The organism is Gordonibacter pamelaeae, from assembly GCF_003340385.1.
Lineage (GTDB): Bacteria > Actinomycetota > Coriobacteriia > Coriobacteriales > Eggerthellaceae > Gordonibacter > Gordonibacter pamelaeae.
Map to the genome: position 1 here is coordinate 33,470 of NZ_PPTS01000006.1, position 13,884 is coordinate 47,353.

Genomic DNA, 13,884 nt, shown 5'->3' on the forward strand with positions numbered 1-13,884 from the left:
ATGGAATCGAAGAAAATTTTCGATATTTTACCGTAGCGAACGATGAGGGTTCCGAAATCCTCTTCCAAGGTGAGATAATCGCCCAAATCAGCGCGAAAAGCCGGATATTGGGCGTCGGATGTTAGGTTTCGGACGCGAAATCCCGAGGTTCGGTAATATATCGGGAAAAAATTCCGAATCCATTACCGTAGTTCGACCTCTTACCTCATCTTGCAGGGCCGTATGCCCACCAGCAGGGCATTGCTCGAACCTGGGGAAGCGCTGATCAATGCGCGCTGGGACCCGTTTCGTAGGGCAAGGGCTCTGCCCTTGCCCTACGGGTCAAACGTGAACGCTACATTAATCAGCGCTTCCCTAGCGATCCACGACCTACAAGGACAAAGAGAAGCCCGGCAGGCAATGACCGCCGGGCTTCTCTCTGCGCATTGTGCAGAGACCGAGCGACGCTCCCGTTGCAGAACGGTAGCCTCAAAGGAAAAACCGGCCTGCACCAGCCCGACCGCTAGCGCGCAAGGAGTCTCGCATGGTGCTCCAGAACCCGTTGCGCCACCAGGAGCAAACCCGCGAAGTAGCCACCGGGCACCGCCTCGGACACGCGATCGAGAAACGGCCCGATCCACGACAGCGGATGCCGCTCGACGAATGCGGCGATGTCCGCCACCTCGGCGGCGCCCTCCCCCATGGCCTCGCGGCGGCAAAGCTCCGAAAGGTACAGCAGCTCGATGCCCATATGGTCCTCGTACTGGTTGTTGGCGTTCCTCACTTCCAGGCCGGCCGCGCGCAGCAGTTCGCGCATCTCGAACGTGGGCTGGCCGAACCCCACCGTGACATCCTTGCCGCGGTACATCGTCTCCCACGGCGGCGCCGCGGGCGAGGGCGGGCCGACGAACAGACGCGTGTATTCCACCGACACGCGCTGCGGCCCGTCCTCGCCCGCCCCGGTGCGCTGCGCGGCTCCTTCGGCATAGCATGCGCAGGCTTCCACGGCCCGGGCCACGGCGTTGTCGTCGAACACCGGGAACGCCTTCCAAAACGCCGGATCCAAACCTACCGGCGATGTCATCGTCATCGGCCTCAACAGCGAGTTCCCCACAAACGCATAAGCCTCGGACAGGGTTTTCCAAGGAATGTCCTTGCACATGCCAAACCTCCTTTCGGCGCGAGGCGCCTACGCGGCCTCTCCCGCCGCAACGTTTACGGCCTCGCGCTTCGGCGCACCGCCGGGCAGCAGCTTCTGCGCCAGCATGACGAACGCGAGCGCGCCGAGGGACACCACGCCGATGGCGACGACGATCTCCACCCAGGTGGGAGCATACGAGCCGGCAAGGGCCCACATGCCGGCGCCGCCTTGCTGCGCAGCCGTCGTGCCGAGCGACACGCCGGGAGCACCCGCCACATTGAGCTCGACGAACGAGGTGAGCAGCAGCCACACGCGCTTGAAGAACACGCCTGCCACCACGCACACGCTGGCAGCAGCCACGAGGCCCATGCGGGCGCGATTCTTCGTGAACACGAGGATGCAGAACGGGATGAGCAGCCCGATGACGATCTCGAACCAGAAGAACGGGGCCGTGGCGCCCGTGGCCATGATGGCGAGCGTCTCGGCTCCGGCGGCTCCCGGGTAGGCCATGGTCAGCACTTCGCAGCCCACGAGGAAGGCGTCGACGGCGATGCAGACCGCCAAAAGCCCGGCCAGGTTGGACAGCAGCTTTTTGTCGGTTTTGAAGCGGCCGGACTTGTTGAGGCCCATGAGCGACAGGATAAGCAGCGCCAGGCCGGAGTCCATGGCCGACACCACGAACAAGGGCGCCATGATGGCCGAGTACCATCCCTCGCGCGCCATCTCAAGGCCGAAGATCCATGCCGTCACCGAGTGGACGAGGATGGCGACCGGCAGGGCGAAGCGGCTCACGACGGCCACCTTGTCGGCCGCGCCCGGCTTCTTGGAGGTCATGAACGCAAGGTACACCACGTTGATGGCCAGGTACAGCGTGATAACGCAGATGTCCCAGAACAAGGGCGACAGCGGATTCGGCCCCGTGATTATGCGCCACACGCGCTGGATGCCGCCCAGGTCGATGAGCACGAACATGCCAGCGCAGCAGATGCACACCGTGGACAGGATGACGGCGGGCAGCGCCACCTTCTTGTAGTCTGCCACGTGGAACACGCTTGCCGACGAGGCCACGATGAGGCCGCCGGCCGAGAGGCCCACGAAGAACATGAACATGGTGATGTAGAGGCCCCACGAGGTGCCGTTCGACATGCCGGTGACGCCGAGGCCGTTTGCAAGCTGGTAGATCCACGCGGCGACTCCCGCTATCGTGAGCGTGCCGAGCACGCCCATCGCTGCTTTGGCTTTCGTAGAGGTTTGCATGGTTCGCACCTCCTCCTTAGTTGAAGTAACGGACTTGCGGGCGGGTTCCCTGCTCGGGAAGCAGGGCGGTGGCATTGCGCTCGCGGACGACGCGCGAGACCTCGCTCTCGGGATCGTCGAGATCGCCGAAGATACGCGCCTTGGCAAGGCAGCATTTCACGCACATGGGCTCGTCGCCGCGGTCGGTGCGCTCCTTGCAGAGCGTGCACTTCTCCACTACGCCCTTTCCCCGCACCGGCACGTCCTTGTCGCCGTAGTTGAAGTCAGGGTCGCGCACCGGCTCGTTCCAGTTGAAGACGCGCGCGTTGTACGGGCATGCCGCCATGCACATGCGGCACCCGATGCACTTCTCGTAATCGATCTCCACGCGCCCCTTATCGTCCTTGTACGTGGCACCCGTGGGGCACACGCGCAGGCACGCCGGATTCTCGCAATGCTGGCAGGCAACGGGCAGATGCGAGCGGGAGACGTGGGGATACGTCCCCTGAACGCCCACCTCGAACTCGCAATCTTCGTTGAGCACGCGATTCCAAGCCATGCCCATGGGAACGTTGTTCTGCATCTTGCACGCCATGGCGCAGGTGTTGCACCCCGTGCAACGATCCAGATTGATGGCTATAGCCAACCGAGTCATGAGGACCACCTATGCTTTCTTCACTTCGACAAGCGTGTCGTTGAAGGGAGTGACCCTCCCCTTGGCGAGCGCTTTTCCACGGGGGTTCGCAGCGTCGTTGGTGACGTTCTGCAAATCACCGGCAGTCATGTACTTGCTCCAAATGCCCTCGACGATGACCGTCGTTCCCGGGCGCACCGCCTCGGTGGCAATGCATGCGCATTGGAACGACCCGCGATCGTTGAACGCCTCGACCACGTCGCCGGACTCGAGGCCGCGCGCCGCCATGTCGACGGGATTCATCTCGAGCGTCGGTTCGTAATGCTGTCGTAGCCACGAGGCGTCCATGAGGTTCTGGTGGATGAAGTACTTGGAGCGGCGCTGGGTCATGACGAGCGGGTACGTGTTCCGCAAGGGATTGCCCTCGAACGCTTCATGGGGTGCTTCGTATTGGGGAAGCGCCTGACCGTATTCCACCAGGTTCTCGTAGTACAGGTCGATCTTGCCTGACGTCGTCTTGTAGGTCTGGTTGCCGTAACTGCGCGCAATGTCCGGTTGGTTCTTCAGCGCAACCACGCCGTTGTGCGATACGACCTCGTCGAGGGTAATGCCGGCAAGGGCCTTGTCGGTTGCCTTTTCCAGCTGGAAGCGCGTCAGCTCCTCCTGGCTCTCGGGAAGCGCGTCCCCGTATCCCAGACGCTTGGCCATCTCGCGATCGATCCAGAAGTCCGTCTTGCTCTCGAACAGGGGATCGAGCACCTTCTGCTGCAAAAGGACATGGCCGCGCAGAGCGCGCACGAAGCCGATCTCCTCGTCCACTTCGAAATGGGAGCACACGGGCAGAACGATATCGGCCCAATCCACCGAAGGCGTATGCCAGATATCCTGCACGACGACGAAATCGAGGGTCTTCGCCCACTCGTTCGTACGATTCTGATTGCCGGCGATCTGCTGGAACGCGCCGTTTTGCACCCACATGAAGCGGATACCGCTCTCCTCATCGCGGTAGTCGACGCTCGCCTTCGGCGCCGACGCGGTCTTGCACTCCGCCGGCAGCGGCCATGAGGCCAGCTTGCCCGCACCGAATATCTTCTGGTACGCGTTCACGTACGCACCCGCTCCCCATCCGGGAATGTCGGTTCCGAACGAACCGACGAGCGTGGCCAGCAGCACCGCCGCATGCCCTGCGACGTCGGCGTTGTAGAACTTCTCCCCGCCGCCGAAGCCGAAGGAGAGAATCGAGGGTCCGTGGTTCGCGTACTTGTCGGTGATTTCAACGAGCACGTCTTCGCCTATACCCGTCGTTTCGGCAGCCCAAGAAGGCGTGTACTGCTTTTGACCCTCTTTCAGCAGGCTGAAAACCGTGGCATACGCCTCCCCGTCGATGGTCGCCTCGTATTCGAGCGCAGGGTTCACGCCTTCGGCATTATAGGCAGACAGGGAACCCGAGGCCTCGTCCCACACCATGAAAGGATTATCGGCACCGGATTGCTTGATGTCGTCAACGGGGTTCTTCCGCAACAGCGATCCATCCGATCGTTTCACGAGGAACGGCATGCTCGTGTTGGCTTTCAGATACGGGGCGTTGTACCACCCGTTGTCCAAGATAATCGAGATCATGCCCAGGTAGAGAGCCGGATCGGTTCCGGCGACCAAGGGGATCCATTGCGAGCTCTTCTCGGCGGTCGTGCAGAAGTTGGGATCGAGCGTGATGATCTCGGCTCCCGCCTCCTTCGCCTCGAAGAAGTAGCGCGCGGTTACCATGCACGTCTCCAGCATGTTGCATCCCACGTTCAGGATGGTCTTGGCGTTCTTCCAATCGGTCACCTCGTTCGACGAGGCTCCCTGCTGGCCCGATTCGGCGAGCGCCGGAGAGAAACCGTTGCCCAGCCCGATATCGATTCCGCGGTGGGGCTTCTCCTGCCCCTTGAGCAGCTTGGGAAGGAAGGTGGTGAGCGAGTCGACGGCCGTTTGGATGGCGATGGCTCCCGGTCCGTATTTCTCCTGGGTCTCCTTCACCTTCTCGGCGATGGTGTCGAGCGCCTCGTCCCAGGTGATCTCGACGAACTCGCCCGACCCGCGCTCGCCCACGCGCTTGAGCGGGACCTGCAGGCGCTCTTTGCTGTACGTATGCTGAATCTCGGAAATACCCTTCAGGCAGATGGTCTCGTTGCGTTTGTCGGGCCATTCGTTCGGCTCGACCAGAACCATGCGCCCGTCGCGAACCGTGCACTTCAGATGGCAGTTGCATTGGCAGTGGCGATAGTGGAACGTATACCCCACCCGCTCCTCCGGTTCGGCATGCGCCTGCGCCGGTGCGAGCCAGCTGTCGGCCGTGGTCATGCCGGCGGCGCCTGCAAGGCCCAGCGCGCCTGCAGCAGCGCCGGTCGCCTTCAGAAAGCTCCTGCGCGTGAGCCCGCTGCGCGGGCTGCTAGTTCCTGACATGGATCCTCCTCGAAGATGTCGTCAAGATATCCCCGCTTTGCCTGCCAAGCGAGCTTAGCGCCCCAGCCGACAAGCCCCATGCGAGAATATCCCCCTGCTTCTCGTGAGAATTGGCCAAATTCCCTCGGCTTCACTATACGAAATTATCCTATGACAATCAATGATTGTCATAGGATAATTTGTCATATGATTATTCTATTTTTAACATAGTTTTTCCTGATTGCGCAGGTCATTGAATTGTCAGGCTGCTACCTCCGCAGCGTAGCACATCATCCTCGACGCGCAACTGGGGCATCTAGGATGCTATCCCTCCAACTGCGTTTGCAGGTACTCCCTGAACGACGGCATGTCGAAGCGCACGTATCCTTTTTGATACTCGCCGATCACGCCCTGCTCCAACAAACGCCGTTTGTACTGGGAGGCGTAATTGCTCTTCACGCCCATACGCTCGGCTATGTCGGCAAGGGAGCTGTCCTTGGCATCGGGAAGCATGGCGGCCAAAAAGCGCTTGTCCCCCTTCGACAGCTCGCGATAGGTGTATTCGAGAATCCCCTCCATCATCTCGCGACGGGCAAGCTCCACACCTCGGGCGACATCGTCTGGCGATATCTCCTTGGATGCAGGCCTCTCCGCCCAAACACGATAGCCAACAAGCTGCATCATATAGGGAAACCCATCGACAGCGCGTACGGCGGTATCGAGCGCCGTTGGCGATATGGCCCTACCGCCCTGCACGATGGTGATGCTCATGGCATCACGCACGTCGTTATCGGGAATACGGCCAAGAGCATGCTTGCGCGCCCTGCGAAGAAACGACACGCTTTCGTCGCCTAAAAGAGCTGACACTGCATGGGGAAGCCCCGCCATCAGAAGGGCGACTTTGCGGCCTTCGCGCACGAAATGCTGGTATACTCGGGCAAGTTGCCGCATTTCCTCGAGATCGACCCGTACTTCGTCGACCGTGATGAGCAGGCCCACCTCGTGCTCCGCAAGTTGATCGAGAAGCGCGTTCATCTGCGTGCGCCAATTGCCCGAACGCGGGGTCTCGTTATCCCACTCGAATCCGACAAACTGGCCGATGGTTATACCTTTGAGCTTCTTACCGTCCAACGAGTCAAGGAAATCACGCGCCGCAACGGTCGCTTGGTCGAGAACGTCCTCGAGCATTCCTGTCGCCGCAGTGGTGTTGGCGGATATCCATCCTTGCGATGCCGCCTCCTCGGCCACAAAAGAAAGGAGGGCGGTCTTGCCCGAACCGCGCGGGCCCGACACGATGGTCGAAAGATTGGGATCCCCGAGGCCGTTGGAAAAGGCGTTCGAAAGCTCCTCGATAAGATCCTCCCTTCCTGCCATGTAGGGCGGGATGATGCCGAACGAGGGTGTGAAAGGGTTGTGCAATACCATGGCTATACCTTTCCAGAAGGGCCTTGCGAGCATCATTTTTGCAAACTTTTTCGTTTTTTGCAAACTTTTGCATCTTTTGCATGAGCTGTCTACCTGGATCAATGTAAAAAGCGGAAATCCTTTGCGCAGGGTTCTCTCATGCTTTCCCGCTGCCGGTCTTTCCGCCCAGCGCATCCTTCGCCGCGTCGCCCAGCACGTCGCCGAAGCCCTCGCTGAACGAGCTCGGCACCACGACGGTGCCGCCTGTTTCGCGCACGCTCTCGTACAGGAGGTGCATCGAGCGCAGGCGCAGGGCGGCGCCGTTCTTCGCGTAGGTGTCGCCCATGTCGTCCATCATCTCGCAGATGTCTTGTTCGGCTTCCATGAGAATGATGCGGGCCTTCTTGCGCTGCTCGGCCTGGGCCTCCAGGCTCATGACGTCTTGCAGCTCTTTCGGCAGCAGGATGTCGCGCACCTCCACGGACAGGATGGTCACGCCCCAGGCGGCCACCTTCTCCTCCAGCACGCGCTTGAGCTCGCGGTCGAGCTGCTCGCGGCGGATGGCCACCTCGGCGGCGCCCGCGCGGCCTATGGCGTCGCGCAGCGCGGTCTGGGCAGCCAGCTCCACGGCGCGCGTGAAGTCGCCCACCTCGGTGCAAGCGGCCTTCGCGTCCCAAACATGCCAGAACAAGACGGCGTTCACGTCGAGGGGCACCAGGTCGGCCGTGAGCGTCTCCTCGGCGCCGAACGTGGTCACGCGCACGCGGCCGTCCACGCGCATGGTGTTCTGCTCGATAACGGGCCAGGTCCAGAACAGGCCCGGGCCCGACACGCGGTTGAACTTGCCCAGGCGCAGCACCACGACCTTCTCCCACTGCTGCGCGATGTGCACCGACATGGTGGCGAGCACGGCCACCACCAAGGCGGCAACCACCGCGCCGAGGCCGATGCCGCCGGCGAGAACCCATGCTGCGCACAGCACAGCGCAGAAGGACACGGCGAACACCACCGCCGAGAACAGCAGCACGCCGGCGTTGGAGGCGCGCTCGCCCACGACCTCGGTGCTCGCATCGGGCACCACCTGGAACGACCGCCGATGGGCGGACGGCGCCGCCCCCTTGCCGGCGAACGCCGCCGTATCGGGCGCGAAGCCCTGCGCACCGCTTCTCCTTGCCAATGCCATCACGCTCCCGTCTGCGACGCGCGGCCAACGCAGCCCACGTCGATCTCCACTATACGGCCGCCTCCGGCCTCGCCAGCCGGCTCCTCCCCGGCCTCGCGCTTCATCTGCTTGATCTTGCGCACCATGCACTTCTGCACGTCGTCGAGCGTCAGCCCCAGATCGCGGCACGACGCCACGCAATCGCCGAGGATGGCATCGATCTCCTGGGCGTGCTCGTCGCCCACGTCGGCATCGAGGCCCCGCACGAACACGCCGCGCCCGCGCGTGGACTCCAGGTACCCGTCGGAAACCAGGCTCAGGTACGCCTTGTTCACCGTGTTGTAGTTGATGGATATCTCGGACGCCAGGCCGCGCACCGTGGGCAGCTGGTCGCCCGGCTTGAAGTAGCCGGTGTTGATAAGATGGATCAGCCGTTGCCGCAGCTGCACCCACAGGGGCACGTCGGTCGTGGTATCAACTTCGAACGGGAACATGTTCCTCCAGCCTTCTCTTCGTCAAGACGCCATCGCAAGCAGCGGATGCATGCCCGCCTCCACCACGCAGAACCGCATGGCGAGCCCACCAGCCAGCACGCACGCCGCCGCCACGAGGGCGAGCGCCGGGCGCGGGCGTCGCAGCCGGGCCAAGGCCACGTCGAGCGCGAACGGCACGGCGAGTCCTGCCAGCACGAACCCTCCCCAGAACAGCCAGGCCGCCTCGCCCGCCACCAGGGCCTCGGCCGACGCCGCCAACGCCTCGGCCGTACGGTCGACCAGGAAGTTGCCGCCGATGCCCGCGAGCGCCGTGCCCACGAACGCGGCCAGAACGAGCGCCTCCAGCACGACGACGGCGGCATCGACGGCAGCCAGCCGGCCGAGCACCGTGACGAACGCGAACGCCGCACCGGTGAGCTGGGCCGCGGCCAGCACGAGCGCCATGCCGCACGACAGCGACGACAGCACGAACAGCGCCGGCAGCCACGGCGTGGCCCATAGCGGCACCGCGTTCAGGCTCTGCAGCAGCAGCCCCGTGTACAGCATGACCACAAGCGCCGCCAACGCCAGCGCCACCTGCAGCACCCGCACCGCCGCGAAGCGCCAGCGCCACGCCAGGCCGGCCCAGGCAAGCCCCGCCAGCACGGCCAGCGCCGCGCAGACCGCCAGCGACCAGGCGCCCACCGCCACATGCGAGAACGCGGGGCTGGTGAGCAGCAGGAGAAGGCGGTCGGCGCGGCCCACGTCTGCCAGCAGGCACACCATGCCCAGCACGAGCGCCACGAGCGCCGCCGCATAGCCGGGAGCCAGCAACCTGCGGTAGGGCGCCGGGGGCCGCAGCACCGCGTGCGCGCCTGCCGGGCCGCGACTGGCGCCGCGCCCGCCGGCACCCTGCACCGCAACGAGCTCGCGCGGCGCCAGCATCCCCAGCACGGCGAGCACGAGACATGCGCCCGCGCCCGTCCCGCCCAGGAACAGGTAGCACACGATCAGCGGACCGAGCATCGAGCCACCCCTTCCCTTTCCGACCCAGCGGGTGCGCATCCCGCGACAACGAACGGAGAGCTCGCCGCGCGTGCCCGTGCCGGCAGCGCACTGCGCTCCTTGATGCGACAGGCGCCGAACCCGTGCGTCGACGCTGCGCGGCGCAAATTATCCTAAGACAATCACGGAGCCATTGTAGGACATTTCCGGCAGCCGCGCCATGTGCGCATCGTGCGAAGGCCGGGCGACGCGCGCGTTGCAGAACGGCGGCGATGGGCACAGCAAGCGGCGGGCACGCTACACTGGCCGGGAAAACCGTCAAGAACATGAGGGAAGGAGGACGTATGGAGTCCACCGTGTTCAAGAAAATGCATCTGGAAGAGGGCGCGAAGGGGATCGCGCTGTACGCCCCGCCCGAGTTCCACGCCATGGCAGCCGGCCAGGAGCTGGTCGCCTTCCCCTCCCGGGGGCCGTACGACTTCGTGGTGCTGTTCGCCACGAACCTGAACGAGTACCGTGCCCGCGTCGCGGAGGCACGCGAGGCGCTCTCCCGCCGCGGCGAGCTGTGGGTGGCTTTCCCGAAGCCGCGCGGACGACAGGGACGCACATTCGGGTGGCATGCGCTCTGGCTGACCGCCCGCCGCGAGGGGCTGGAGGAGCGGATAGGCCTCGCCCTCGACGACTCCTGGGCGCTCGCCTGCTTCAGGCCCGCGATGGAGAAGCAGTAGCAGCTGCCGATACGGCTGCGGGGCGGGGCGCCTCGCCATAGCCCCGCAGCCCGGCTGTTGCCGCCGTCGTCGTGGCTCGGCCGTTGCCACAGCCTCGATTTTCGTCCACACTTCTGACCAGGTATTACCTGCCATCACGCCTGTTCAAAGGCTTGCGATCAGGTGGACGAGAATCGAGGCTGTGGCAGATGCGCGGCCCCTAACCGACGAGCGCGCCCAGGAATGCAGCGGCATCGCGGTAGAAGGGAACTCGGCTCTCCGCGGCGACGGCGTCGGCGAAGCGGGGCATCCAGGCGCGGGCGTGCTCCTCGAGGAAGGCCCCGTAGGCCGCCGCGGGCGAGCCGCCGGGGAGGCCGGAGCCGGCCGGTGCGCCCTCGGGTGGCTCCGCGCCGGCGGCGCGCAGGGCCAGGTGCTCCAGGAGCTCGCACTCCGTCGCCACGTGGTCCAGCGGCTCGTTGGTGCCCTCGGGACGGCCCAGGCCGCAGGAGCGCATGAAGCGCTCCACCTCCATGGAGTGCGGGTTCACGAACAAGAGCGCCTGCACCCCGTCGTCGGCCGCGCGCCAGACGCCCTCGTAGGGCGAGACCGCCGGCTCCGGCGCGCCCACGAACAGGCGCGTGGCCTCGGGTCGAAGGGCGTGCAGGACGTCCCCCGGGCCGGAGCGTCCCGACAGCCCCTCCCCGAGGCCCTCCGGCAGCGCCAGGCCGAGCGCCCCCGCTATCTCGCACGCCGCGTCGGCCCACTCGCCGGAGACCACGGCCCCGGCCAGCTCGGCCCCCGGGTAGCGAAACGACAGCGCCGCGAGCTCCCAGGCGGCGGCGCGAGCCTGCCACCTTTTCGGTCCGTCAATCGAGTTCGTCATCGCCCTTCCCCTTCCTCGCCATCCGCACGATCCAGCGCGCGTGCACCGCCACATGCACTACTAGCAGTGCAAGCAGCAGCTTCGCCGCAATCGCATGCAACGGGTCCCAGAAAAAATAACCGGGTGCGTACAGCCCGAGCACCTGCAGCACCGTGCCCGACACCATGAGACCCGAGACCGTCGCCACCATGAAACCCACCACGATAAGCGCGTCCAACACGAGGTTTCCCCTGCGCACCCACGATGGGTCGCGATACGCCGTGCGCACCGCATCCACCGCCCAGTCGACATGGGCGGCCGCATGCACCAGGAACACGACAACCAGCCCAAGCCCCGCCCATTCGTGCACCGCGATGCCCGTGAAGACAGGATTGGCCACAACCGCGTATGCTCCCAACGCGAGAATATCGATCACGAGGTTTTTCTTCGCATCCACAGCCACTCCGCCTCCTAAAGTTTCCGCACCAGCAGCACCAAGGCCACCACAAGCACCACCGGCGCGAGCACCCACAGATTCAGACTCGCGTCGGATGCCTGGCGGTAACGCGTGGCCAGCGTGTCCCACGCATGGCACTCCACGCTCGAGCAGGAGGCTTCGGGACAGTTCATCTCGTGAATGCCGTCGGGCGCGGGCACGTCGTCGAGCCCGTGGCATTCTCCCGACGCGCACCCGACGGCCGGGCAAGGAGAATCGACTGTTATCGCCTGCGGCGGGCCTACCGTAGCATCGACCACCAGGCCTGCCCCGAACACGCAGGACCCTACCAGCAGAAACGCCGCCAACGTTATCACGAGTTTTCTAACCATGGGAACCATCGCCTTCAAGTAGGAGGGCGCCTGCCGCACGATAACGCGCAGGCGGCGATGGGCGCCCCGTCGAACCACGAAGGCGCGCCGGGCAGGGAGGGTGGACGTTCGGACCCGGCGCGCTTCGAACGAACAGTCGTTGCCGTTACTCGGCCGGCTTGAGAGGTAGGAACTTCAACCCTGCCAGCAAAAGGAGCGCCCCCAGGCCCATCACGCCCAGCGCCACGCCGAACTCGAGCGGCGTCGGGAAGTAGACCATACCCTGGTAGGCGCCCGCCATGCCGGACTCCCAGCCGGTGACGGTGTAAGGCGTCAGGGGACCGGCCATGTCGATGTTCGGGATCTGGAAGCCACCGACCAGCAGCTGCACGCGCTTGCAGAAGATGCCCACGATGGCCAGCAGCGATGCCACCACGATGAGCGGGCTCGTGCGCAGCCTCGGCACGAAGCACACCACGGCGCAGAGGATGCAGCCCACGACCTCGGTCCAGAAGAACGGTGCGAGCGGCCCGGCGGTCAGCATGGCGACGACCTCCGCGCCCGAGGCGTTCGGGAAGCCGGCGGTCAGGAGGTCGCAGGCGAAGAAGTACAGGTCCACCAGCACGAACGCACCCAGCATCTTCGCCAGCTTCACGATGCTCGCCTGGTCGAGCTCGAGGTAGCCCGCCCGGCGCAGCGCGATGACCACCACGAGCACGAGCGAGGTGCCGCACACGAGCGCCGAGGACACGAACCACGGGGCCAGAAGCGCCGTGTACCACATCTCGTGGCTCTGCTGCAGGCCGAAGATCCAGGCCGTCACCGAGTGCACCAGGATGGCGCACGCAAGCGCGACCACGCTGATGGCGCGCAGCGACCTCTCGGACCCCTTGCCGCCCTCGAAGCGCAGCGTGGCCCACAGGTACGCGATGGAAAGGACGAGGTAGGTGCCCAGCACGACGATGTCCCACATGAGCGGCGAGCCGAGGTTCGAGTACGCGAACAGCTCCCACAATCGCGCCGGGTGCCCCAGGTCCACCACCACGAAGGCGATGGCGAGCACCGTGCAGCAGATGGACGTCCACACAGCCACCTTCGAGATGCCGCCGAAGCCCTTCATACCGAACGCGCGCGGCACCGATGAGATGATGAGGCCGCCAGCCGACAGGCCCACCAGGAACATGAACAGGGTGATGTAGAGCCCCCACGAGTCGAAGTTGCGCATCCCCGTCTGCACGAGGCCGCCGGAGAGCTGCACGACCCACAGGGCGAGGCCCGCGACGGTCACGACGGCAGCGACCGCGATGCCGATATTGATTCCCCTGCCCCCGAATTTGGCAGCAGGGACCTTGGGCGACGAAGCTCTAGGCGATGGTGTCGCCGAAATATCCTCGGTCATGATAGTTCTCCTTCCAAGCTAAACGAGGTAGTAAACGGACGGTTCCGTTCCGCGCTCCGGCAGCAATTGCTGGTATCCGCGTTCGCGAATAAGGCGAGAGACGTCAGAGTCAGGATCGTTTAAATCCCCGAAATGCCGAGCACGGGCAGAGCAAGCCTCAACGCATGCAGGCGCTAACCCCTTAGCAAGCCGATGCCAGCACATGGTGCATTTTTCTACAACATGTTTCTGATGCCCAGGCACATCGGAGTCTCCGACGGAGAATTCAAGATGATACCTCGGCTCTTCCCAGTTGAACGAGCGCACACCCGTGTAAGGGCAGGCCGCCATGCACATACGACAACCGATACACTTGTCATAGTCTTGACGCACGACTCCCGTTTCCTCATCCTTGTAAGTCGCCCCTACCGGACACACCTTCACGCACGCAGGGTTTTCGCAATGCTGACAGGCAAGCGTTATGTTGTACATTTCAAGATTCGGGTACATCCCTGAAGGTGCATCCATGTGATTGCCGCCGACCGTCATCACCCGGTTCCACCAATTGAAGTTAGGAAGATTATTTTCTATCTTGCAAGCGACTGCACATGAATTGCATGCTATGCAACGCTTGGTATCTATCGTCATTCCGAGCCGTTCTTTTACCACAGT

Annotated in this window: 14 protein-coding genes; 1 reads left to right on the forward strand and 13 read right to left on the reverse strand. The window is 64.1% G+C overall.

Features of this window, described 5'->3' with window-relative positions; all coding sequences use genetic code 11:
- Window positions 1-502: 502 nt before the first annotated feature.
- From C1877_RS09990 to nrfD (C1877_RS10025), 8 genes are all read right to left on the reverse strand, one after another.
- On the reverse strand, window positions 503-1,141 hold the full coding sequence (locus tag C1877_RS09990; RefSeq protein WP_041239342.1) for a TorD/DmsD family molecular chaperone: 639 nt from the start codon (window positions 1,139-1,141) through the stop codon (window positions 503-505).
- A 27-nt stretch (window positions 1,142-1,168) separates the two neighbouring features.
- The gene (nrfD, locus tag C1877_RS09995) at window positions 1,169-2,377 is read right to left on the reverse strand and encodes an NrfD/PsrC family molybdoenzyme membrane anchor subunit (protein ID WP_041239341.1); all 1,209 of its coding nucleotides are present in this window, start codon (window positions 2,375-2,377) and stop codon (window positions 1,169-1,171) included.
- A gap of 16 nt (window positions 2,378-2,393) precedes the next feature.
- The gene (locus C1877_RS10000; RefSeq protein WP_041240298.1) at window positions 2,394-3,011 is read right to left on the reverse strand and encodes a 4Fe-4S dicluster domain-containing protein; all 618 of its coding nucleotides are present in this window, start codon (window positions 3,009-3,011) and stop codon (window positions 2,394-2,396) included.
- Window positions 3,012-3,020: 9 nt separating this feature from the next.
- On the reverse strand, window positions 3,021-5,435 hold the full coding sequence (locus C1877_RS10005; protein WP_041239340.1) for a molybdopterin-dependent oxidoreductase: 2,415 nt from the start codon (window positions 5,433-5,435) through the stop codon (window positions 3,021-3,023).
- Between the two features lie 303 nt (window positions 5,436-5,738).
- Window positions 5,739-6,839, reverse strand: coding sequence for an AAA family ATPase (locus tag C1877_RS10010; RefSeq protein ID WP_244909847.1), 1,101 nt, complete (start codon window positions 6,837-6,839; stop codon window positions 5,739-5,741).
- Window positions 6,840-6,975: 136 nt separating this feature from the next.
- Window positions 6,976-8,001 (reverse strand): slipin family protein, encoded by a 1,026-nt coding sequence (locus C1877_RS10015; RefSeq protein WP_114569086.1) that lies wholly within the window; start codon window positions 7,999-8,001, stop codon window positions 6,976-6,978.
- Window positions 8,001-8,474 carry a GntR family transcriptional regulator gene (locus C1877_RS10020; RefSeq protein ID WP_114569087.1) on the reverse strand — a complete coding sequence of 158 codons (474 nt, stop codon included), beginning with the start codon at window positions 8,472-8,474 and terminating at the stop codon, window positions 8,001-8,003. Before C1877_RS10020 ends, C1877_RS10015 begins: the two co-directional genes overlap by 1 nt.
- Window positions 8,475-8,495: 21 nt before the next feature.
- Window positions 8,496-9,479, reverse strand: a complete 984-nt coding sequence (gene nrfD, locus C1877_RS10025; RefSeq protein WP_114569088.1) for an NrfD/PsrC family molybdoenzyme membrane anchor subunit — start codon at window positions 9,477-9,479, stop codon at window positions 8,496-8,498.
- 323 nt (window positions 9,480-9,802) lie between these two features.
- Here nrfD (C1877_RS10025) and C1877_RS10030 point away from each other — a divergent pair, with 323 nt between their 5' ends.
- Window positions 9,803-10,186 carry a hypothetical protein gene (locus tag C1877_RS10030; RefSeq protein ID WP_114569089.1) on the forward strand — a complete coding sequence of 128 codons (384 nt, stop codon included), beginning with the start codon at window positions 9,803-9,805 and terminating at the stop codon, window positions 10,184-10,186.
- 199 nt (window positions 10,187-10,385) lie between these two features.
- On the opposite strand, the gene C1877_RS10035 is transcribed toward C1877_RS10030, so the two are convergent.
- The 5 genes from C1877_RS10035 to C1877_RS10055 form a co-directional block, all read right to left on the reverse strand.
- Window positions 10,386-11,048 (reverse strand): TorD/DmsD family molecular chaperone, encoded by a 663-nt coding sequence (locus C1877_RS10035; protein ID WP_181813832.1) that lies wholly within the window; start codon window positions 11,046-11,048, stop codon window positions 10,386-10,388.
- Window positions 11,032-11,490 carry a DUF4405 domain-containing protein gene (locus tag C1877_RS10040; RefSeq protein ID WP_227154091.1) on the reverse strand — a complete coding sequence of 153 codons (459 nt, stop codon included), beginning with the start codon at window positions 11,488-11,490 and terminating at the stop codon, window positions 11,032-11,034. The genes C1877_RS10035 and C1877_RS10040 overlap by 17 nt, the downstream gene beginning before the upstream one ends.
- A gap of 8 nt (window positions 11,491-11,498) precedes the next feature.
- On the reverse strand, window positions 11,499-11,855 hold the full coding sequence (locus C1877_RS10045; protein ID WP_041239337.1) for a hypothetical protein: 357 nt from the start codon (window positions 11,853-11,855) through the stop codon (window positions 11,499-11,501).
- A gap of 145 nt (window positions 11,856-12,000) precedes the next feature.
- A complete protein-coding gene (gene nrfD / locus C1877_RS10050; protein WP_114569090.1) occupies window positions 12,001-13,233 on the reverse strand; it encodes an NrfD/PsrC family molybdoenzyme membrane anchor subunit in 1,233 nt (410 codons plus the stop codon).
- An 18-nt stretch (window positions 13,234-13,251) separates the two neighbouring features.
- On the reverse strand, window positions 13,252-13,860 hold the full coding sequence (locus tag C1877_RS10055) for a 4Fe-4S dicluster domain-containing protein (protein WP_083809010.1): 609 nt from the start codon (window positions 13,858-13,860) through the stop codon (window positions 13,252-13,254).
- Window positions 13,861-13,884 lie beyond the last annotated feature (24 nt).